This window comes from Streptomyces sp. NPDC054834 (assembly GCF_053611185.1).
The window spans coordinates 130,424-151,368 of record NZ_JBSGZV010000009.1 but is presented as its reverse complement, the minus strand read 5'-3'; the positions used below and the strand labels follow the sequence as shown (position 1 = coordinate 151,368).

The 20,945-nt window shown below is 72.5% G+C and carries 21 protein-coding genes, 1 tRNA gene, 2 pseudogenes and 1 riboswitch; of the genes and pseudogenes, 20 read left to right on the top strand and 4 right to left on the bottom strand.

Annotated elements, in window-relative coordinates:
* Positions 1 to 26: 26 nt before the first annotated feature.
* Entirely contained in the window at positions 27 to 650 is a 624-nt protein-coding gene (locus ACWGJM_RS15260) for a helix-turn-helix domain-containing protein (protein ID WP_453412136.1), read from the top strand.
* Positions 647 to 769 (top strand): DUF6126 family protein, encoded by a 123-nt coding sequence (locus tag ACWGJM_RS15255; RefSeq protein ID WP_453412135.1) that lies wholly within the window; start codon positions 647 to 649, stop codon positions 767 to 769. The genes ACWGJM_RS15260 and ACWGJM_RS15255 overlap by 4 nt, the downstream gene beginning before the upstream one ends.
* A gap of 46 nt (positions 770 to 815) precedes the next feature.
* Here the strand turns inward: ACWGJM_RS15255 and ACWGJM_RS15250 are convergent, their stop codons facing one another.
* Positions 816 to 1,613 carry a tyrosine-protein phosphatase gene (locus ACWGJM_RS15250; protein WP_453412134.1) on the bottom strand — a complete coding sequence of 266 codons (798 nt, stop codon included), beginning with the start codon at positions 1,611 to 1,613 and terminating at the stop codon, positions 816 to 818.
* A 169-nt stretch (positions 1,614 to 1,782) separates the two neighbouring features.
* On the opposite strand from ACWGJM_RS15250, the gene ACWGJM_RS15245 reads away from it, so the two are divergent.
* From ACWGJM_RS15245 to ACWGJM_RS15235, 3 genes are all read left to right on the top strand, one after another.
* On the top strand, positions 1,783 to 3,855 hold the full coding sequence (locus ACWGJM_RS15245; protein ID WP_453412133.1) for an alpha-galactosidase: 2,073 nt from the start codon (positions 1,783 to 1,785) through the stop codon (positions 3,853 to 3,855).
* Positions 3,856 to 4,162: 307 nt separating this feature from the next.
* Positions 4,163 to 4,322: riboswitch (cyclic di-AMP (ydaO/yuaA leader) on the top strand.
* A gap of 4 nt (positions 4,323 to 4,326) precedes the next feature.
* Positions 4,327 to 5,250 carry a M23 family metallopeptidase gene (locus tag ACWGJM_RS15240; RefSeq protein ID WP_453412132.1) on the top strand — a complete coding sequence of 308 codons (924 nt, stop codon included), beginning with the start codon at positions 4,327 to 4,329 and terminating at the stop codon, positions 5,248 to 5,250.
* A gap of 206 nt (positions 5,251 to 5,456) precedes the next feature.
* Complete coding sequence (locus ACWGJM_RS15235) at positions 5,457 to 6,242, top strand: SGNH/GDSL hydrolase family protein (protein ID WP_453412248.1); 786 nt, start codon at positions 5,457 to 5,459, stop codon at positions 6,240 to 6,242.
* Between the two features lie 340 nt (positions 6,243 to 6,582).
* On the opposite strand, the gene ACWGJM_RS15230 is transcribed toward ACWGJM_RS15235, so the two are convergent.
* Both ACWGJM_RS15230 and ACWGJM_RS15225 read right to left on the bottom strand, forming a co-directional pair.
* Complete coding sequence (locus ACWGJM_RS15230; RefSeq protein WP_453412131.1) at positions 6,583 to 7,197, bottom strand: TetR/AcrR family transcriptional regulator; 615 nt, start codon at positions 7,195 to 7,197, stop codon at positions 6,583 to 6,585.
* Between the two features lie 55 nt (positions 7,198 to 7,252).
* Positions 7,253 to 8,431, bottom strand: a complete 1,179-nt coding sequence (locus ACWGJM_RS15225) for a Glu/Leu/Phe/Val dehydrogenase dimerization domain-containing protein (protein ID WP_453412130.1) — start codon at positions 8,429 to 8,431, stop codon at positions 7,253 to 7,255.
* Positions 8,432 to 8,605: 174 nt separating this feature from the next.
* Between ACWGJM_RS15225 and ACWGJM_RS15220 the strand changes: the two genes are divergently transcribed.
* From ACWGJM_RS15220 to ACWGJM_RS15160, 13 genes are all read left to right on the top strand, one after another.
* Positions 8,606 to 9,883, top strand: a complete 1,278-nt coding sequence (locus ACWGJM_RS15220) for an MBL fold metallo-hydrolase (RefSeq protein WP_453412129.1) — start codon at positions 8,606 to 8,608, stop codon at positions 9,881 to 9,883.
* Between the two features lie 321 nt (positions 9,884 to 10,204).
* Positions 10,205 to 12,175, top strand: a complete 1,971-nt coding sequence (locus ACWGJM_RS15215) for a sensor histidine kinase (protein WP_453412128.1) — start codon at positions 10,205 to 10,207, stop codon at positions 12,173 to 12,175.
* 62 nt (positions 12,176 to 12,237) lie between these two features.
* Entirely contained in the window at positions 12,238 to 12,672 is a 435-nt protein-coding gene (locus ACWGJM_RS15210; RefSeq protein ID WP_361446690.1) for a roadblock/LC7 domain-containing protein, read from the top strand.
* Between the two features lie 2 nt (positions 12,673 to 12,674).
* Positions 12,675 to 13,046: a DUF742 domain-containing protein gene (locus tag ACWGJM_RS15205; RefSeq protein ID WP_453412127.1), complete on the top strand. Its 372-nt coding sequence runs from the start codon at positions 12,675 to 12,677 to the stop codon at positions 13,044 to 13,046.
* Entirely contained in the window at positions 13,024 to 13,623 is a 600-nt protein-coding gene (locus ACWGJM_RS15200) for a GTP-binding protein (protein ID WP_453412126.1), read from the top strand. The genes ACWGJM_RS15205 and ACWGJM_RS15200 overlap by 23 nt, the downstream gene beginning before the upstream one ends.
* Positions 13,620 to 14,195: a GAF domain-containing protein gene (locus ACWGJM_RS15195; RefSeq protein WP_453412125.1), complete on the top strand. Its 576-nt coding sequence runs from the start codon at positions 13,620 to 13,622 to the stop codon at positions 14,193 to 14,195. The genes ACWGJM_RS15200 and ACWGJM_RS15195 overlap by 4 nt, the downstream gene beginning before the upstream one ends.
* A gap of 182 nt (positions 14,196 to 14,377) precedes the next feature.
* Positions 14,378 to 15,406, top strand: a complete 1,029-nt coding sequence (gene tdh / locus ACWGJM_RS15190; RefSeq protein ID WP_453412124.1) for an L-threonine 3-dehydrogenase — start codon at positions 14,378 to 14,380, stop codon at positions 15,404 to 15,406.
* Positions 15,407 to 15,473: 67 nt separating this feature from the next.
* Positions 15,474 to 16,667: a glycine C-acetyltransferase gene (locus ACWGJM_RS15185; protein ID WP_453412123.1), complete on the top strand. Its 1,194-nt coding sequence runs from the start codon at positions 15,474 to 15,476 to the stop codon at positions 16,665 to 16,667.
* A gap of 31 nt (positions 16,668 to 16,698) precedes the next feature.
* On the top strand, positions 16,699 to 17,601 hold the full coding sequence (locus tag ACWGJM_RS15180; protein ID WP_453412122.1) for a LysR family transcriptional regulator: 903 nt from the start codon (positions 16,699 to 16,701) through the stop codon (positions 17,599 to 17,601).
* A gap of 46 nt (positions 17,602 to 17,647) precedes the next feature.
* Positions 17,648 to 18,226 carry a helix-turn-helix domain-containing protein gene (locus ACWGJM_RS15175; protein ID WP_453412121.1) on the top strand — a complete coding sequence of 193 codons (579 nt, stop codon included), beginning with the start codon at positions 17,648 to 17,650 and terminating at the stop codon, positions 18,224 to 18,226.
* Positions 18,223 to 18,771, top strand: a complete 549-nt coding sequence (locus ACWGJM_RS15170) for a GNAT family N-acetyltransferase (protein ID WP_453412120.1) — start codon at positions 18,223 to 18,225, stop codon at positions 18,769 to 18,771. Before ACWGJM_RS15175 ends, ACWGJM_RS15170 begins: the two co-directional genes overlap by 4 nt.
* A gap of 446 nt (positions 18,772 to 19,217) precedes the next feature.
* A complete protein-coding gene (locus tag ACWGJM_RS15165; protein WP_453412119.1) occupies positions 19,218 to 19,577 on the top strand; it encodes an MmcQ/YjbR family DNA-binding protein in 360 nt (119 codons plus the stop codon).
* Positions 19,578 to 19,674: 97 nt separating this feature from the next.
* Positions 19,675 to 19,748 (top strand) — tRNA-Pro (locus tag ACWGJM_RS15160).
* A gap of 99 nt (positions 19,749 to 19,847) precedes the next feature.
* Here ACWGJM_RS15160 and ACWGJM_RS15155 read toward each other — a convergent pair.
* Positions 19,848 to 20,219, bottom strand: a pseudogene (locus ACWGJM_RS15155) (tyrosine-type recombinase/integrase); the annotation flags it as partial.
* A 73-nt stretch (positions 20,220 to 20,292) separates the two neighbouring features.
* Between ACWGJM_RS15155 and ACWGJM_RS15150 the strand changes: the two are divergent.
* Together ACWGJM_RS15150 and ACWGJM_RS15145 are read left to right on the top strand one after the other, a co-directional pair.
* Positions 20,293 to 20,681: pseudogene (locus ACWGJM_RS15150) on the top strand (CorA family divalent cation transporter); the annotation flags it as partial.
* A 2-nt stretch (positions 20,682 to 20,683) separates the two neighbouring features.
* Positions 20,684 to 20,803, top strand: coding sequence for a CorA family divalent cation transporter (locus ACWGJM_RS15145; protein ID WP_453412118.1), 120 nt, complete (start codon positions 20,684 to 20,686; stop codon positions 20,801 to 20,803).
* Positions 20,804 to 20,945: the final 142 nt, after the last annotated feature.

Sequence of the window (20,945 nt, the reverse complement as noted above, 5' to 3'; positions counted from 1 at the left end):
AGGCAATATTCCGGCTGAATGGAGGCATGAACGCCTCAGAAGCCGCACCGCCGGCGGGCCAGGGCGACGACCTGCCCGCCGTGGCGCCGCAGCTGCGCGCCCTGCGCCGACGCGCCGGCCTCACCCTGGAGGCCGCGGCCCGCGCCGCCGGCCTCTCGCCCGCCCACCTCTCCCGGCTGGAGACCGGTGGGCGCCAGCCCTCGCTGCCGATGCTGCTCGCGCTCGCCCGTATCTACGGTACGACCGTCTCGGAACTGCTCGGCGAGACGGTCGCCGACCGGGACGCCATCGTGCGCGCCGCCGACATGGAACCGACCCGGGCGGGCGGCTGGACGTACTTCCAGGCCGGATCCCCCGGGCGCGGCATGCAGGCACTGCGCGTCCGGGTGCCGTACGGCACCCAGGGCGACATCGTGCGGGTCCACCCCGGCGAGGAATGGCTCTACGTCCTGAAGGGCCGCCTCGGACTGCGCCTCGGCGACAGCGCGCACCTGCTCGCGCCCGGCGACAGCGCGCACTTCGACTCGCTCACCCCGCACCGCCTCGCCGCCGAGGACCACGACGGCGTGGAGCTGCTGTTCGTCCACACCCTGCTGCAGAGCCCCACGGCCACACTGTGCCTGGGCCCCCTGACTGGAGAGCTGCCATGAGCGACTACGAGGAGAAGTTCCCCCGCTCCCTGTGGATCCGGCTGATCATCTACATCGCCGTCGGCCACCTCTTCGCCGCGTTCCTCTACCTGCTGTTCGCGGTGGGCGCCAAGAGCTGACCGCCGTCGGTCGCTGTCACCTGCCGTCAGCTGCCGTCAGCCGCCGTCAGTCGAGGAGGCGCTCGCGCAGCCGCTCCCGGGTCCGAGGGGTGAGTCCCAGGCCCTGCTCCAGGTAGGCATCGACCCCGCCCCACGTCTCCTCGAGGCTCGTGAAGGCCGCCGCCAGATACTCGGCGCGCGCGTCGAAGAGCGGGCTGAGCAGCTCCATCACCTCGGGGGTGTACGCGGTGTCCGGGCTGCCGTTGCGGCGCACCCGGTAACGGCGGTGCTTGGCATTGGACTCGAGGTAGTCGGCGACGATCGCCTCGCGCTCCACGCCCACCGCGAGGAGTGTCACGGCTATGGAGATGCCCGCGCGGTCCTTGCCCGCCGCGCAGTGCATCAGCGCGGGGACGCTGTCCTCGGCGAGGGCGTGCAGCACCTGGGAGTGCTCGGCCGTGCGCTCCGTCACGATCCTGCGGTACGAGGTGATCATCCGGTTCGCCGCCTTGCCGTCCGCGAGGATGACGCGTAGCTGGTCGAGGTCGCCGTCGCGGACCATCTTCCAGAACTCGGCGCCGTCCGCCGGGTCGCTCAGCGGCAGGTTCACATTGCGCACGCCGGGCAGCTCGACGTCCGGGCCCTCGAGCTTCTTGTCGGCCGCGTTGCGGAAGTCGAAGACCGTGTGCAGGCCGAGGGAGGCGAGGAACGCCGCGTCCTGATCGGTGGCGTGCGCGAGATGACCGCTGCGGAACAGCACCCCGGACCGCACCCGCCGTCCGTCCGCCGTGGGCAGGCCGCCCACGTCCCGGAAATTGCGTACTCCGGCCAGCTCCGGCTCGGTCGACGGGACCTGCTGCGTCACGTGGGCTCCTTGCGTCGCTCCCGCCGTCGCGGCTCGCCGGCGGGCACGCTGACGACGATACGACATCGGTTTTCTCAGGCAATGAGTTGTCCACAGGCGTTGCCTCCGGGGCCGGAAAACCTTGATGATGTTGGTGCGTGAGCGGATCTGTTGACACCTGTGAGGGTTGATGGTGGACATCGCCGAAGACGGTCGTACGTGGCTCCTGACGGGGCCCACCAGCAGTTATGCGCTGCACCTCACGGAGGCGCACGAACTGCTCCACCTCCACTGGGGCCCGCGCATCGCGCTCGCCGACGCCGAGGCCCTCGCCGTCCGTCCGCTGCCCGGCTACTGGCCCTTCGAATCCCCGCTCGACGGCCGCGAGGAGTACCCGGTGGAGGGCGGCCCCCGCTTCGTCCGGCCCGCCCTGTCCGTGCGCACCGAGGAGCGGCGCGGCACCGAGTGGACCTTCGAGGCGTACGACACCGAGGGCGACGGGCTGCGGCTGCGTTTCCGGGACGGCGGTCTGACCGTCACGCTCCACTACCGGATGCGCGGGGACGTCGTCGAGCGCTGGGTGACCGTCGGCAACGGCGGTGACGCGCGCGTGGAGCTGCTGCGCGCCGACGCCGCCACCTGGACCCTGCCCGACCGGGACGGCTGGCGGCTGTCCCAGCTGCACGGCCGGTGGGCCGCCGAGTCCCGGCTGACAAGTGCGCCGCTCAGTTACGGCGACAAGGTGATCGGCAGCCGGCGCGGCCACACCGGCCACCAGCACCTGCCCTGGGTGGCCCTCGACACCGGCGCCGGCGAGGAGCACGGCGAGGTCTACGGCTGCGCCCTCGGCTGGTCGGGGTCATGGCGGATCGCGGTCGCCCAGCTCCCCGACGCCCGAGTACAGATCACCGGCGGCGCCGGCTACGACGACTCGGGCCTGCTGTCCCTGGCGCCGGGGGAGTCGTACACCACGCCCGTCTTCGCGGGCCTGTGGAGCGACGGCGGTTTCGGCGGTGCCAGCCGTGCCTGGCATGCCTACCAGCGGGCGTACGTCATCCCGGACGCCGACCGGGACCGGCCCGTGCTGTTCAACTCCTGGGAGGCGACGAACTTCGACATCTCCGAGGAGCAGCAGGCGACCCTCGCCCGGCGGGCGGCGGCGGTCGGCGTCGAGCTGTTCGTGGTCGACGACGGCTGGTTCGGCGCCCGCACCAGCGACCGCGCCGGCCTCGGCGACTGGACGCCCAACCCCGACCGCTTCCCGAACGGCCTGGGGCCCCTCGCGGACTATGTGCACGCCCTCGGCATGCAGTTCGGCATCTGGGTCGAGCCCGAGATGGTCAATCCGGACAGCGAGCTGTACCGCGCCCACCCCGACTGGGTGCAGTTCCAACCTGGACGAAAGCGGACGGAGTTCCGCAATCAGCTCGTCCTCAACCTCGCCCGCGAGGACGTCCGGCAGTACCTCTGGGAGCAGCTCGACGGGCTCCTCTCCAGCGCCCCGGTCGACTATGTGAAGTGGGACTTCAACCGCTGCTTCACCGACGCCGGCTGGCCCGGCGAGCCGTACCCGCAGCGACTGTGGGTGGACCACGTCCGCGGCTTCTACGGTCTCCTCGACCGGCTGCGGGCGGCCCACCCGGGCGTCGCCTTCGAGTCCTGCTCGGGCGGCGGCGGCCGGATCGACCTCGGTGTCATGAGCCGTACGGACCAGGTGTGGACCTCCGACAACACCGACCCGCTGGACCGGCTGGCCATCCAGCACGGCTTCAGCCAGGTCCACCCCGCGCGGGTCATGGCCGCCTGGGTCACCGACAGCCCGAACACCCAGCTCAACGACCGGGTCAGCTCCCTGAAGTTCCGCTTCGTGAGTGCCATGGCCGGGGTCCTCGGCGTCGGTGGCGACCTCTCGGAATGGACGGAGGAGGAGCTCGCCGAGGCCCGGGAGTGGGTGGAGCTCTACAAGGAGATCCGCCCGGTCGTGCAGCGCGGCGACCTTCATCGGCTGCGGCCGCCGGAGGGCGGGCTGAGCGCGGTGCAGTACGTCCTCGGGGACGAGACGGTCGTACTCGCCTGGCTCCAGGCGCAGCGGTACGGCGAGCCGGTCCCCGCGCTGCGGCTGCGCGGGCTCGATCCCACGGCGTCGTACGAATGCCGTGAAACGGGCGAAATCCATCGAGGTGCCGTCCTGCTGCACCACGGGCTGCGCACGGAATTGCGCGGTGACCTCGATGCGACGGTTCTCCGCCTGCGTCGCATCTGAGTAATATGCCCGAATTGGACCCTTCATTGCAACTAACCATGAAATAGGGGGTCATGGAGGTCGAGTGGGTGATGAGCATCATATTCGTGACCGTCCGTTGTGCGTCATGTTCACGTAATCCGTATGGTTTTCCTCGGATTTGAAGGGGTGGAGAAGAAGGGAATTCACGGAGGGTGACCGGGAATTCCCGCAACGGATCAAGCGAAACGCGGACAGGGGGAACCATCTGCTTGTCCCTTCGCGTCCCGCTCGCTTACGTTCGCCACCAATCCGGACGGAACGCCGAATCCTGCCGCCGCCCGGAGCCCGGACACACTCACCCGTGCACGGCAGGAGCGGGGGACCCACCAGGTACGACTGCCTGTCCCGGTCTCCGGGACGGCTAGGGGTGAAGCCGCGCTCCGTGGGCGGCCGGGCAGCTCCAGCCCGAACCCGACAGCTCACCTCGCAGGCGCCGGAGAGGAATCCGCCATGCCCGCGAAGGGTAAGCACCGCCGTCCCAAGAACCGGCGTTTCACCCGCTCCATCGCCCTCGCCGGAACCGGCGGCGCCGCGCTGGCGCTGCCCCTCATGGGGGCCACCGGCGCCCATGCGGCCTCCGCGGCCACCGCGAAGGACTCCGTCTCCGAAAAGGCCGTCCAGGCCGTGCCGGTGGCCGAGAAGAAGGCCGCCGCCGCGCCTTCGGGCGCGCGCACCTACACGGTCCACGAGGGCGACTGGCTCGCGAAGATCGCCGATGAGCAGAACGTCCGCGGCGGCTGGCACCGGCTCTACGCGGACAACCGCGAGGCCGTCGGCAGCGATCCCTCGCTGATCCACCCAGGCCTGAAGCTGACCCTCGGCAAGAAGGCCGCCGGGACCGGCACGAGCACCAAGTCCTCCGACCAGAAGAAGACTTCGTCCTCCTCGCGCGCGAGCACGCCCTCGACCTCGCGCTCGGCCACGCGGACCCAGCCGTCGTCCGCCGCGGCGCCGAACGCCGCCACCGGCTTCACCCTCCCGGTGTCGGGTGCCGCCATCGGCACCGGCTATCACGTGCCGGGCGGCATGTGGTCCAGCGGTTACCACACGGGCGTCGACTTCGTCGTCCCGACCGGCACCTCCGTCAAGGCAGTGGGCGCGGGCACGGTCGTCTCGGCCGGCTGGGGCGGCGCCTACGGCAACCAGGTCGTGATCAGGCTCGCCGACGGCTACTACGCGCAGTACGGCCACCTGTCCTCGATCTCCGTCTCGGCCGGGCAGACCGTGGCCGCGGGCCGGCAGATAGGCCTCTCCGGCGCGACCGGCAATGTGACCGGCCCGCACCTGCACTTCGAGATCCGCACCACGCCGGACTACGGCTCGGACGTGGACCCGGTCGGCTACCTCCGCTCGCACGGCGTCGCCGTCGCCTGACAAGCGCGGTGCTCGGACCACCGAAGGCCGGACCCCTGATCCCCGGGTCCGGCCTTCGGTGCACGCGGGTGTATTCCCGTCCGGCGCCTTTCGGCGCCGTGGCTTATCTCACCGTCCGTCAACCCCGTATTACGGTCGCGTAGGTCACATCGGAAGGTGAATCATGGGCCGATGTGGCAGACGATTCGAAGAGTGACAACAGATCAGTGATCGGGTCGTACGTGGCGGTGGGGGACAGCTTCACCGAGGGCGTGGGCGACCCCGGGCCGGACGGGGAGTTCGTCGGCTGGGCCGACCGGTTCGCGGTGCTCCTCGCGGACCGGCGGCCCGAGGGCGACTTCCGGTACACGAACCTCGCGGTACGCGGCAAACTGCTCGACCAGATCGTGGCGGACCAGCTCCCGCGCGCCGTCGAACTCGCCCCGGACCTGGTGTCCTTCTGCGCGGGCGGCAACGACATCATCCGCCCCGGCACCGACCCCGACGAGGTGGCCGAGCGCTTCGAGCTGGCGGTGGCACAGCTCACCTCGGTCGCGGGCACGGTCATGGTGACGACCGGCTTCGACACGCGTGGCGTGCCCGTGCTCAAGCATCTGCGCGGCAAGATCGCCACGTACAACGGTCATGTCCGGGCCATCGCCGACCGCTACGGCTGTCCCGTCCTCGACCTGTGGTCCCTGAGGACGGTCCAGGACCGGCGCGCCTGGGACCACGACCGGCTCCACCTCTCGGCCGAGGGGCACACGCGCGTGGCCCTGCGGGCCGGCCAGGTGCTCGGCCTGGACGTCCCCGCCGACCCGGAGCAGCCCTGGCCGCCGCTCCCGCCCCGGGGCACGCTCGACATCCGCCGCGACGACGTCCACTGGGCCCGCGAGTACCTGGTCCCGTGGATCGGCCGCCGGCTGCGCGGCGAGTCATCCGGCGACCATGTGACGGCCAAGGGCGCACTGTCCCCGGACGACATCAGGACGCGGATCGCCTCGGTGGCCTGAGCGGATTCCCTCCGGGGGTCGGCGGTGGCTGCCCGGAGGCGGTACGGCGCCGGGCTGCGGTGCCGTACCGCCCCCGGCGATCGGGGGACGGGCCCGCACGGTCCCCGGCCGGCGCGGCCTCAGCCGCCGGGCAGCGGGCGCGGGCGATTCCAGCGCGGTCATGCGCGGGCGGGAGCGATGCCCCTGCCGCCCTGCCGCCGCCGGGTACACCCCCGTCGGGGCGCCGCCCGCGCCGAGGAGTGCCGGCCCCCGTACGCGCGGCCGGGCGCTCCAGGCCGAGGGCGCCCGCGCCACCGGCCGTGGCCTCCGGTGCCGCGGCCTCTGCCGCCCGCGCGGAGCGTCAGCGTTCCGTCACATTCTCCCGGTCCAGGCCCAGTTCCCGGGCCAGTGCCTCGTCCACCCACTCCTGGGCGCGGGAGCGGGGCACCGCGCCGGCGTAGGACGTCAACTGGACGGCGAGGCCGTCGAGCAGGGCCGTCAGGCGCATGGCCGTGGCGGCGGGGTCCGGGCAGTCGAACTCGCCCGCCCCGACGCCCTCGGCGATGACCTCGGCGATCGCCGCCTTCCACTGCCGGTCCAGATCGCGGGTGACCTCCCGCAGGGCGGGCTCGCGCAGCGCCACCGCCCAGCCCTCGATCCACAGCCGCCAGCCCTTGGCCTGGCCGGTGGGCGCGTACCAGCGCACGGCGGCCCGCAGCCGGCGCAGTGCGGACGTGCGACGGCCCAGCAGCTTGCGCAGATGCGCGAGGTCGCCCTCGGCCGCGTGCGTGAAGGCGGCGGCGACCAGCTTCTCCTTCGTCGAGAAGTGGTACAGCACCAGCGCGTTGCTCACACCGAGCACCGCGGCCACGTCGGCGATCCGTACCGCCGCCACGCCCCGCGCCTCGATCTGCTCGACGGCGGCCCGCAGCAGTTCCTCCCGCCGCTCCGCCACGCTCAACCGCACTCTCGCCACGCCGTCACCCTAATCGGTCACGCGGGCACGGCAGCGACGCAGTCCGGCCGTCCGGTCAGCGGTACCACCCGAAGCGCTCCGCGATCACCGGCAGCCGGTCGGCCACCAGGGCGTGCGCGGCGGCCCGGGGAGTCGTGCCGTCGGCCTCCGCGCGCGCGAGCATCAGGTCGATCAGGGCACGCATCGAGCGCCGGGTGTGGGCGAACGCCTCCTCGGCGTCCGGGCCGACGTCCCCGAAGAGGGTCCACCACCACCAGGCGTTCGTACCGGAGTTGACCACCACGTCGGGCAGCACGGTCACCCCGCGCGCGGACAGCAGGTCCTCCGCCTCCGGCAGCACCGGCATGTTGGCCGCCTCGACGATCCAGCGGGCGGTGATCCGCTCCTGGCCGGCGGCGTCGATCGCGTACGACACCGCCGCCGGCACCAGTACCTCCGCCTCGGCGGACAGCCAGGCCTCGCCCGGCAGTTCCCGGTCACCGGGGCGCAGCACCGCGCGGTCCACGGTGCCGTACGCGTCCCGCGCGGCGAGCAGCGCCTCGGTGTCCAGACCGGCCGGGTTGGCGATCGTGCCCTTGATGTCGGCCACGGCCACGATCCGCAGACCCGCGCGCGCGAGGAACCGCGCCGTCGCTCCGCCCATGGTCCCCAGCCCCTGCACCGCCACCCGCGTGCCCGCATGGGGGACCCCCGCCCGGTCCAGCGCCGCGAGCACCGACTCGGCCACCCCGCAGCCGCCGGCGAGTTCGTCCAGGCCGATGCCGTCCACCTCGACGGCGAAGGCGTCCGCGAGCCGCCGCCGGGCCGCCGCCTCGTCGTCGAGCAAGGGGTACACGGCCTGGACGCAGGACACCAGCCCCGCCTCGGCGGCGGCCCGGTCGACCAGGTCCTGGGTGAGGCCGAGGTCCTCACCGGTGGCCCAGCAGCTCTCGACGTACGGCCGCATCGCACGCAGGTAGCGCACCAGCAGCCCGTACGCCCCGGGGTCCCGCGGATCGCAGTCGATGCCGCCCTTGGCGCCGCCCAGCGGCACGTACCGGCTTGCGGGGTCGTAGTGCAGGGCCTCCTTCATGGTCATGCCGCGGGCGAGCCCGGTCACCTCCTCGAGGGTGCAGCCGGGCCGCATCCGCAAGCCGCCGCTGGCCACGCCCCGCACCAGCCGGTCGACGACCAGGAACCCCTGGCGTCCGGTGACGTGGTCCGTCCAGACCAGCGACATCAGGGGGGTCGTCATGCGGGGCTCCCGGAAACGGCGGCCGGACCGTCTACTGAACGGCCGGTCAGTACAGTGGAGTGTCGACGATATCGGGGCTCCGGCCGGCGGGGCAAGGAACAACCGGACCCCGTCCCCGGTTGTCGAAGCGGGCCACCATAATGGATGACCTCGCCGACTCCACCTGGAGGTACCGTGACCGGATTGGGTTCCCTGAGCTCCGGGCTGCGCGCGCTGCGGCCCGAGGCCTTCGGCGCGGAGCCCGGCGGTGAGCGCCTGGCCCGCATCCGCAGATCGCCCCACTTCAAGGACGGTGTCTTCCAGAATCCCGGAGGCACCGCCCGCACCCGGCCCTCCGGTTCCACCCTGGACCTGGCGAAGGTCTTCCTCGACAAGGACACCCGCCCCCGGCGCTCCCCGCACGGCACCGTCCCGGTGCACCCCACCACGCTCGCCGACCTCGCCCGGCCGCCCGCCACCGGGCTGCGGCTGACCTGGATGGGCCACTCGAGCGTGCTCGCGGAGATCGACGGGCAGCGCGTGCTGTTCGACCCCGTCTGGGGCGAGCGCTGCTCCCCGTTCCCGTTCGCCGGGCCCAAGCGGCTGCACCCGGTGCCGCTGCCGCTGGCCGCGCTCGGCCCGGTCGACGTGGTGGTCATCAGCCACGACCACTACGACCACCTGGACATGCCCACCATCAAGGCGCTGGCCGGGACGGACACCCTCTTCGCCGTGCCGCTCGGCGTCGGGGCCCACCTCGAGCAGTGGGGTGTGTCCGAGAGCCGGCTGCGCGAGCTGGACTGGCACGAGGCGACCAAGGTCGCCGGTCTCACCCTGACCGCCACGCCGGCCCGCCACTTCTGCGGACGCGGGCTGCGCAACACCCAGCACACCCTCTGGGCCTCCTGGGCCGTCACCGGCGAGGAGCACCGGATCTACCACAGCGGCGACACCGGCTACTTCGACGGCTTCAAGGACATCGGCGCCGACCACGGCCCGTTCGACGCCACGATGATCCAGATCGGCGCCTACAGCGAGTTCTGGCCCGACATACACATGACGCCCGAGGAGGGTGTGCGCGCCCACCTCGACCTCCAGGGCGGTCAGGCCGCCTCCGGTGTGATGCTGCCGATCCACTGGGCCACCTTCAACCTGGCGCCCCACCCCTGGGCGGAGCCCGGCGAGGGCACCGTCGCGGCCGCCCGGGAGGCCGGCGCCCGCGTCGCGCTGCCCCGCCCCGGCGAGCCCTTCGAACCCACCGCCGAGACCGTCCCCTCCGAGCCGTGGTGGCGCGATGTGGCCCTCGCCCCTGCGGGCGGCTGGCCGGAGACGGTCACGGAGGCCGCGGTGCGGGTCACCGCAGGTTCGGCGGCCAAGGTCCAGGCCCAGGCCCAGGGGGCCGACACGGCCGGTGACGCCCCCGGCGGCACGGCCGAGGACGAAGGGGACCCGGCGGCCGTTCCGGCGGGCTGAGCGCCGCGGAACGGCAGCCGCACGACGCAGGGCCGGCGAGGGCCGGGGAGGGCCGGCGAGGGCCGGGGAGTCATGAACTCCCCGGCCCTCGCGGTCTGTTCGTGACCGCATCCGACCAGGTCAGATCGAGAATTTACGACTCCGTTCCGGTGTTTCCGGCAGGGTTATCGGTCTGTCGTACGACGCCTCATACCAGAGCGGGACCCTCCCTGGGGGACTTTGTCAACTGCCCACCGCACATGATGCCGAGGCGACTACTGTGAGTGTCCGTCGGACGACGCAGGGCCGATTTGTGCCCGCCGGACCAGCACGAGGACACCCATGTCTCACCTCCGCGCACCGGCCGCGCGCGCCGACCGCCGTGAGGGCGGCCGGCACGGGCGGCCGGTCGCCCGCCCCGTTCCCGCACTGCCCGAGACCCACATACGGCCACAGCTCCTCCGTCTCGCGGTACTTCCGCCCGTAGCGGTCGCGCTCAGCGCCAGCGCGGCCGTCCTGGTCACCGTCCGCTCCGCCGGAGTCCGCCCCGGCCTCACCCTGTGGGCCGTGCTCTCAGGATCGGTCTCGGTGACCGTCGCCGGCATCCTCATCGCCGCCGTCGCCGCCGACCGGACCGCCCGCTCGGTGAGCGACCGGGTCGGCGCCCTGCGCCGCAGCGCCGCCCGTGGCGAGGCCGACCTGCGGGCCCTGGTCGAGGCCCTGCGCAAGGGCGAGAACCCGGCCCCGCGCAAGCCGCGCGGCGGACCCCCGCAGGACGCCGACGACCTCGAACTGCTCGCCGCCGACCTCGCCCGCGCCCACGACGGCGCGTTCGCCGCCGTCGTCCAGGCGGCCCAGCTCTCCAGCCAGGCGGGCAGCGAACAGAAACTCGAGGTCTTCGTCAACCTCGCCCGGCGGCTTCAGTCCCTGGTGCACCGGGAGATCTCCACCCTCGACGAGCTGGAGAACGAGATCGAGGACCCCGACCTGCTCAAGGGCCTGTTCCACGTCGACCACCTCGCCACCCGCATCCGGCGGCACGCCGAGAACCTCGCCGTGCTCGGCGGCGCCGTCTCCCGGCGGCAGTGGAGCAACCCGGTCTCCATGACCGAGGTGCTGCGCTCCGCCATCGCCGAGGTCGAGCAGTACTCCCGGGTCCGGCTGGTCCCGCCCGTCGACGGCCGGCTGCGCGGGCACGCCGTCGCCGACGTCATCCACCTGCTGGCCGAACTCGTCGAGAACGCCACGCTGTTCTCCGCCCCGCACACCCAGGTGCTGCTCCGCGCGAGCCTCGTCACCTCCGGGCTCGCCGTCGAGGTCGAGGACCGCGGGCTCGGCATGCCGGTCGACGAGCAGGCCCGGATGAACGCCCTGCTCGCCGACCCCGACCAGGTCAATGTCGCCAGCCTGCTGGCGGACGGGCGCATCGGCCTCTTCGTGGTCTCGCAGCTCGCCCGGCGGCACGGCATCACCGTCCGGTTGCAGTCGAACATCTACGGCGGTGTGCAGGCCGTCCTCGTCGTGCCGCAGGGCCTTCTGGGCACGGAGCCGGACGACGCACCGGACGCGGGTCATGCGGGCACGGGACACATCCCGGTGCCCTCGGCTGCGCCGATCCCGCCGATCCCGCCGGTTCCGCAGGCCCCGCATCAGCCGCCGCAGGCTCCGCAGGTCCCGCAGCCCCGGAGCGGAGCGGACGGAAGGACGGCGCGGGCCGGGCTCCGGGGCGACGGCACCGCGCACGGGAGCCGGCCGGCCGCCGGCGACGGGCCGGGCCGGCACGCGCAGCGCGGCCCCGGCCGGGTGGGAGCCCCGGCGGACGAGGGCGCCCCGCCGCCCCTGCCGGTACGCGGCGCCCACGAGGCGCGGCCCACACCCGCGGAGGCCACCCCCGGCATCCGGCCCGACGAGCGGCGCACGGTCGTGGAGAACACGGCCACACCCCCCACCCCGCGAGACGGCGGCACGGTGCGCGGCACCATGGGCAAGCCCCGACTGCCCCGGCGCCGCGCCCAGGAGCACATCGTGCCCCAGCTCCGGGGTGGCCCGGCACCACGCCAGGACAGCGACACCCTCGTCGGCCACGACCCCGGCCTGATGGCCGCCTTCCAGCGGGGGATCGGCCTGGCCGAGGCCCAGCAGCACCTGGAGCAGGCCGATGCCCTCTCGGGAGAGCCGACGAGGACGGGCCACACGGAGCCGGCACACACGGATGCGGCACACACGAGGCCGGCCCCCACGGCGCCCGGCCCCCTGGGCCCGGCCCACCTCGATCTCACCGTCCGGCCCGACGGGAGCGCACCGGCCGGATGACCACCCCTGCCCCCACCCCCAGCGCTCCCGCAGACCTTCGTACCCCAAGGAGTCGATCCACCATGGCGAGCGATGCGCCGACCGCCCAGGTTTCCGACCTCGACTGGCTGATGAGCGGCCTCGTCCAGCGTGTACCGCACACCACCAGCGCGGTGCTCCTGTCCTGCGACGGGCTCGTGAAGTCCGTCCACGGCCTCGACCCCGACAGCGCCGACCACATGGCCGCCCTGGCCTCCGGCCTGTACTCGCTCGGCCGCAGCGCGGGCGTCCGGTTCGGCGACGGCGGAGACGTCCGGCAGGTCGTCGTCGAACTCGACTCGGCCCTGCTGTTCGTCACCACCGCCGGCTCCGGCACCTGCCTGGCCGTGCTGGCCGGCCGCGAGGCCGACGCGGCCGTGCTCGGCTACGAGATGGCCATGCTGGTCAAGAGCGTCCGCCCCTACCTGGTGACCGCGCCCCGCCAGCATGCCGTCGACCCCACGGCGACGAGGCCTTGAGGGTGGCCGCGGCCGGCGACGGGCCCTGGCTCGACGACGCGGCCGGACGGCTGGTGCGCCCCTTCACGGTCAGCAACGGCCGCACCCGGCCCACCATCGCGCTCGACCTGATGTCGCAGGTGATGGCCACCGGAGTCACCCCCCTCGGCTACCTCGGCCCCGAGCACACCCAGGCCCTCGAACTGTGCCGGGCACCCGTCCCGGTCGCCGAGGTCGCCGCACATCTGGGGCTCCCGGTGGCGGTCACCAAGGTGCTGCTCTCCGACCTCGTCGACGGCGGGGCGCTCACCACCAAGCCCCCCGCCTTCCACCACAAACCCACTGACCAGTCCCTTCTGGAGGCAGTGCTCGATGGACTACGACGACAGCTCTGACCCGTTCCCCACCGCGCTGAAAATCCTGGTGGCCGGTGGGTTCGGAGTGGGCAAGACGACCTTCGTGGGCGCGGTGAGCGAGATCGCCCCGCTCAGCACGGAGGAACTGCTCACCACGGTCAGCGCCGCCACCGACAGCCTCGACGGCATCGAGAACAAAATCGAGACCACGGTGGCCATGGATTTCGGCCGCATAACCCTCGACCCGCACCACGTGCTGTACCTGTTCGGCACGCCCGGGCAGGAGCGGTTCTGGTTCATGTGGGACGAGCTGTCCGAAGGCGCGCTCGGCGCCGTCATCCTGGCCGACACCCGCCGGCTGGAGGAATGCTTCGCGGCGGTCGACTTCTTCGAGGAACGCGGCCTCGGCTTCGTCGTCGCCGTCAACGAGTTCGACGGGTCCTACCGCTACGACGCCGAGGAGGTGCGCGCCGCCATCGACCTCGACCCCGGGATCCCGGTCGTCCGCTGCGACGCCCGTATCTCCTCCTCCGGAGTCCAGACGCTGCTCACCCTCGTACGCCACCTCATCGCCCACTCCCCGGCGCACGTGCCGAGCCACGGAGCCCGGTCATGAGCTACGACCCGCCGCGCCCGGCCCGGGGTCTGCTGCTCACGCCCGAGGACAAGGAGGCCCCCGCCCGCACCCGGCGGCTGAACCTGCTCGGCCTGGGGGAGCGCCCCGAGCCCGCCCTCGACGCCTTCGCGGACCACCTCGCCGAGCTCGCCGGCGCGCCGTACGCCATGGTCAACTTCATCGGGGCGGAACGGCAGTTCTTCGCGGGCCTGCGCACGCCGGTCACCGGGCCGTTCGTGAAGGCCGACGGCACCCGGCCCGAGGTCGGCCGCCGGCTGCCGCGCGACCACGGGTTCTGCCCCCATGTGGTGGTACGCCACAAGGCGCTGGTCCTGGAGGACGTCCGCGACTACCCGCGGTTCGCGTGCAATCCGGTCGTCGACGAGTACGGCATCCACTCCTACCTGGGCGCCCCGCTCATCGACAGCACGGGGATGGTGCTCGGCACGGTGTGCGTCGCCGACGTCACCCCCCGGCCCTGGGGGAAGGCGGGACTGGAGACCATCAAGGCCCGGGCCGCGGAACTGGCCGTACGCCTCGAGCGGCGCGCGTACGACGGATTCCCGCTGTGACCGCCGCCGCGAGGCCCCTGAAGTGGGCCTTGTGAAGCGGAGCTGTGGCACCGCTTAAGAAATCCTCGATGGACCACAGCCGCCACTTGAGGCAGATTGCTACGCGAATCCACTCCTCTCCCCGGACACGGGTGCCTTCGGCATGCCCGCGGACCGGGATCACACCCACAGGAGCCGTAGCGTTGAAGGCGCTGGTCAAGGAAAAGGCGGAGCCCGGGCTGTGGCTCGCGGACGTGCCCGAGCCCGCCGTCGGACCCGGGGACGTACTGATCAAGGTCCAGCGGACCGGCATCTGCGGCACCGACCTGCACATCCGGTCCTGGGACGGCTGGGCGCAGCAGGCGATCCGCACCCCGCTGGTGGTCGGGCACGAGTTCGTCGGCCAGGTCGTGGAGACCGGCCGGGACGTCGCCGACGTACGGATCGGCGACCGGGTCAGCGGCGAGGGCCACCTGGTGTGCGGCAAGTGCCGCAACTGCCTGGCCGGGCGCCGTCATCTGTGCCGTGCCACCGTCGGCCTCGGCGTCGGCCGTGACGGCGCGTTCGCCGAGTACGTCGTCCTGCCCGCCGCCAACGTGTGGGTGCACCGCGTCCCCGTCGACCTCGACGTCGCCGCGATCTTCGACCCGTTCGGCAACGCCGTGCACACCGCGCTGTCCTTCCCGCTGGTCGGCGAGGACGTCCTGATCACCGGCGCCGGCCCGATCGGCCTGATGGCCGCCGCCGTGGCCCGGCACGCGGGCGCCCGGAACGTGGTGATCACCGATGTCAGCGAGGAGCGGCTCGACCTCGCCCGCAAGACCGGCGCGACCCTCGCCCTGAACGTCTCCGACGCCACCGTCGCCGACGGCCAGCGGCAACTGGGCCTCCGCGAGGGCTTCGACATCGGCCTGGAGATGTCCGGCCGCCCCGAGGCCCTGCGGGACATGATCGCCAACATGACGCACGGCGGCCGGATCGCCATGCTCGGCCTGCCGGCCGAAGAGTTCCCCGTCGACTGGGCCCGGATCGTCACCAAGATGATCACCATCAAGGGCATCTACGGCCGGGAGATGTTCGAGACCTGGTACGCGATGTCGGTGCTGCTGGAAGGCGGCCTGGACCTCGCACCCGTGATCACCGGCCGGTACGACTACCGGGACTTCGAGGCGGCGTTCGCCGACGCGGCGAGCGGCCGCGGCGGGAAAGTCATCCTCGACTGGACCGCGTAACGCCCTTCACGCACGCCCTTCACGCACCCCGGACCCTTTCCGCGCGAGCACCTTCAGGAGCTTCCCCATGTTCGACTCCGTGCGCGACGACCTGCGCGCCACCCTCGACGAGATCCGCGCCGCCGGCCTGCACAAGCCCGAGCGCGTGATCGGCACCCCGCAGTCCGCGACCGTCGCCGTCACCGCGGGCGGCCGCCCCGGCGAGGTCCTCAACTTCTGCGCCAACAACTACCTCGGGCTCGCCGACCACCCCGAGGTCGTCGCCGCCGCCCACGCGGCCCTGGACCGCTGGGGCTACGGCATGGCGTCCGTGCGCTTCATCTGCGGCACCCAGGAGGTGCACAAGGAGCTGGAGGCGCGGCTGTCCGCCTTCCTCGGCCAGGAGGACACGATCCTGTACTCCTCCTGTTTCGACGCCAACGGCGGTGTCTTCGAGACCCTTCTCGGCGAGCAGGACGCGGTGATCTCCGACGCCCTCAACCACGCCTCCATCATCGACGGCATCCGCCTGTCCAAGGCCCGCCGCTTCCGCTACGCCAACCGCGACCTCGCCGACCTGGAGGCGAAGCTCAAGGAGGCCTCCGACGCCCGGCGCCGCCTGATCGTCACCGACGGCGTGTTCTCCATGGACGGGTACGTGGCGCCCCTCGCGGAGATCTGCGACCTCGCCGACCGCTACGACGCGATGGTCATGGTCGACGACTCCCACGCGGTCGGCTTCGTCGGCCCCACCGGCCGCGGCACGCCCGAACTGCACGGCGTCATGGACCGCGTCGACATCGTCACCGGCACCCTCGGCAAGGCGCTCGGCGGCGCCTCCGGCGGTTACGTCGCCGCCCGCGCCGAGATCGTCGCCCTGCTGCGCCAGCGCTCCCGCCCGTACCTCTTCTCCAACACCCTCGCGCCCGTGATCGCGGCGGCCTCGCTGAAGGTGCTCGACCTGCTGGAGGCGGCCGACGACCTGCGGGTCCGGCTGAACGAGAACACCGCGCTGTTCCGCCGCCGGATGACCGAGCAGGGCTTCGACGTCCTCCCCGGCGACCACGCCATCGCGCCCGTCATGATCGGCGACGCGGCGAAGGCGGGCCGCATGGCCGAGCTGCTCCTCGAACGGGGCGTGTACGTGATCGGCTTCTCCTACCCGGTCGTGCCGCAGGGCCAGGCCCGCATCCGCGTCCAGCTCTCCGCCGCCCACTCCACCGAGGACGTGAACCGCGCGGTCGACGCGTTCGTGGCGGCGCGTGCCGAGCTGGAGGCCTGACCAGCGCGGACACCTTGCGATAATTGACCGCATGATCGAAGCGCGGCGGCTCCACATCCTCCGTGCGGTGGCCGACCACCGTACGGTCACCGCGGCTGCCGCCGCGCTCTACCTCACGCCCTCCGCCGTCTCCCAGCAGCTCGCGGCCCTGGAGCAGGAGACCGGCCACCGGCTGGTCGAGCGCGGCGCGAAGGGCGTACGGCTGACCCCGGCCGGCGAGATCCTCCTCGGCCACACCAACGCGGTCCTCGCCCAGCTGGAGCGGGCCGAGGCGGAACTCGCCGCGTACGGGTCGGGCGAGGCCGGCACCGTCACGGTGGCCGCCTTCGCGACCGGCATCGCCCAGGTCGTGGCACCGGCCGTGGCCCGCCTCGCCGAGTCCGCGCCCGGCATACGCATCCGCGTCCAGGACGCCGAGGGCGACGCCAGCCTGCCGATGGTCCTCGACCGGCAGGTGGACGTGGCGGTCGCCGTCGAGTACCGCGGGGCGCCCCCCGCCGACGACCCCCGGCTGACCCATGTCCCGCTGTACGCCGAGCCCTTCGACGCGGTCGTCCCGGTCACCCACCGGCTGGCGGAAGCCGGGGAGGTGCCTCTCGCGGACCTGTCCAAGGACCCGTGGATCGGCCCCTACCCCGGCAACCCGTGCCACGACGTGGTGGTCCTGGCCTGCGAGAACGCCGGATTCCAGCCCCGCCTCGAACACTCCTCCGACGACTTCCGCGCGGTCGTCGCCCTGGCCGCGGCCGATGTCGGAGTCGCCCTCGTCCCGCGCTCGGCCCTGCGCGGCATGGACCTGACGGGCGTGGTCGTCCGCCCCGTCGACGGCGTGGCCCCCACCCGCCGCGTCTTCGCCGCCGTACGGCGGGGAGCCGAGGGACACCCGCTGATCCGCCCCGTACTGGACGCGCTGGGCGAGGCGGCGCGGGCGTGAGGCTTCCGTAACCCGCACGTCTCATATCCGGGATATCGTCCCGGATATGAGAGAAGACCTTGGGGAAGCGGACCCCATCGACGACCGCATCGGTGCCCGGCTCGCCGAACTCCGGTCCCAGCACGGCTGGTCCCTCGGGGAGTTGGCGGAACGCAGCGGAGTGAGCCGGTCCACCCTGTCACGGGCGGAGCGGGCGGAGACCAGCCCCACGGCCGCGCTCCTCAACCGGCTCTGCCATGTCTACAGGCGGACCATGTCCCAGCTCCTCAGCGAGGTCGAGACGGCACCCGCCCCCCTGGTACGGGCCGCCGAGCAGCAGGTGTGGGAGGACCGCGCCTCCGGCTTCGTACGCCGGTCCGTGTCCCCGTCGCACGCCGGTCTGCGCGGCGAACTGGTCGAGGGCCGGCTCACGCCGGGCGCCGACATCGCCTACGACCGTCCGCCCGTGCCCGGACTGGAACAGCACCTGTGGCTCCTGGAGGGCGTACTCGACGTGACCGTGGGGGAGGCGGACCACCGCGTCGAGGCGGGCGACTGCCTGCGGATGCGCGTCTTCGGGCCGACCCGCTTCCGCAGCACCGGTCCATGCGAGGCGCGCTACCTGCTGGCGGTGGTGCGGCCATGAGAGTCCTCCGCTGGAACGACGCCGAGGTGCGCGACGGCGTGGCCGGCTTGGCGGACCTGCTCGCCGACACCGTGGCCGGCGGCGCCTCGGTCGGCTTCCTCGCCCCGTTCGGCCGCGCGGAGGCCGCCGCCTGGTGGCGGGAGCGGGCGGCGGCCGTGGCCGCCGGGCACCTCGCGGTCTGGGTGGCCCTGGACGGCGCGGGCCGGGTGACCGGCACCGTCGGCCTGGCCTTCCCCGGCAAGCCCAACAGCCGGCACCGCGCCGAACTCGTCAAGCTGATGGTCCACCGGAACGCCCGCGGACAGGGCCTCGGCGGCAGGCTGCTGGCCACCGAGGAGCAGGCGGCCGGCGCGGCCGGGATCACCCTGCTGCACCTGGACACCGAGACCGGCAGCCCCGCCGAGCACCTGTACCGCTCCGCCGGCTGGACCCGGGCCGGCGTCATCCCCGACTACGCGGCGAGCCCCGCCGGAGTGCTGCGCCCGACGACGCTTTACTACAAGCACCTCGTGCGACTGGTCGCGACAGATGACACCGTGCCATAGGTCTTGCGGCCGATGTGCCGCCACGGCACCGAGTAGAGGGTCCTGCCGAGCTTGACGTGTTCTCTGAACTTGATCATGATCTTGGGCTGTTGGTCTTGTCAGGCTCCACCGGAGGACGACGGTGTCGGTCACGTCGGCCCTGCGGCCGTCGAAGACCTCGACCATCAGGCTGGCCAGTGGCGCCGCGTACTCGGTCGACACACCCTGCGGGTCACCCTCGTTCCGGCCTCGTGCTGGATCTCCTGCTGCTCGCATCCGCCGCTTCACCGACCACGGTTGCCGCCGTTCTGGGGCGGGCGGGCGGGTCCGGTGGCGGTGCTGAGCTTCCCGCCCGGCTTCGTGGCAACCATCGCGACCACGTGTCAACCAGCGCGAACAGTCGCAACCACAAGCGTCCCGAGGCCGCGGCCCGGTGACTGTCAGTGCGAGGGGTTACCGTGCGGGGCATGCCGGACGCCGAAGACGTACGCCGTATCGCCCTGTCCCTGCCGGACACCACGGAGAAGACCGCCTGGAGCATGCCCACGTTCCGGGTGGCCGGGAAGATGTTCGCCACGCTGCCCGAGGACGAGACCTCCATCGCCGTGCGGTGCCCGAAGGAGGAGCGCGACGAACTGGTCATGGCCGAGCCGGAGAAGTTCTGGATCGCCGACCACGAGGCCCAGTTCGCCTGGGTCCGGGCCCGGCTCGCCGCTCTGGAGGACGAGGGCGAACTGCGTGACATCCTCGCCGACTCCTGGCGTCAGGCGGCCCCGCCCCGCCTGCTGGAAGCCCATCCGGAGCTGGGACGGTCCGGCGGGGAGTGACACGGCCCGCACCGGAAAAGGAGTGCGCGACCACCGACCCGAGTGCGGTATGGTTTCCATGCGCGTTCGACCAGGGAAACCCCAGGTCAACGGGCACCGGGACGTGGCGCAGCTTGGTAGCGCACTTGACTGGGGGTCAAGGGGTCGCAGGTTCAAATCCTGTCGTCCCGACTGGAGACAGTCGCAGGTCAGGGCCGGTTTCGGAGACATCCGGAACCGGCCCTTGACCATTGTTGGGGACCAGTTGGGGACCGGCGTCCTTGACCGAGGTCAGCGGGTCACGACGATCGGACTCGGCAGTGAGCGTGGTGCGCGCAGCACGCTGAGGTGCGCGGAGAGCGCCGCCCCGGCGGCCGTGATCTTGTGTACGTCCGGGTGCAGGTAGCGCTGAGTGGTGGTCAGGGAGCCGTGGCCGACGATGCGTCGCAGGACGTGGACCTGCACGCCTGCGTCGGCGAACCAGGTCAGTCCGGTGTGCCGGAGGTCGTGGCGGCGCAGCTGCTCGTAGCCGAGCCTGGTGACCACGTCGTCCCAGTGTGTCGCGTCGCGCAGGACGGCGGTGGAGATGCGTCCGCCGCGCGGGCCGGTGAACAGGCGGGCGTCGGGATTCGGGCCGGCGGACAGGATGCGCTGGGCGACGAGGCGTGGCGCGAGGTTTCCCTGCAAGGAGGTACGGCGCCCCGAAGGGGAGGCGGGCGGCACGGAACCCGGCGGTGTGATCGACGCGGCCCTCTACCGCGACGGCGTCCGCGTCTCCTCCCCCGCCATCCTCGCCGACACCTACCGCGAACTGCGCGAACAGCCCGACAGCATGGCCTGGATCGGCCTCGCCCGCCCCGCGGAGTCCGAACTCCACTCCCTGACGACCGAGTTCGACCTGCACCCCTCGCCGTCGAGGACGCGAACGAGGCCCACCAGCGCCCCAAGCTCGAACGCTACGGCGACACCCTCTTCGTCGTCCTGCGCGCGGCACGGTACCTGGACGCGCCCGAGGAGATCGACTTCGGCGAACTCCACGTCTCCCCGGGCCCCGGCTTCGTCCTGACGGTCCGTCACGCGGACGCCCCCGACCTCTCCGCCGTACGCCGGCGCATGGAGGAGACGGCATGAACTTCACACACATGCCGGAGCTGCGCTGGGCGTTCGGGTACCCGTTCGCCATCGCGCTGATGGGCGTGGTGTGCGTGAGCCTGTACGTCGTCTTCAAGCGCCGCGACTGGCTCTGAGCCGTCCGCCGCCCGGCGCCCGGCACATGGCTCGTACCCGTCCGTGTCATGGCGTGTTCAGTGCGTCACTTGATCGGCACTGTTTCAGCACCTGCCCCGCCGTACGATCGACCGCCCGTCAAGTGACCGTCGAAAGGCAAGA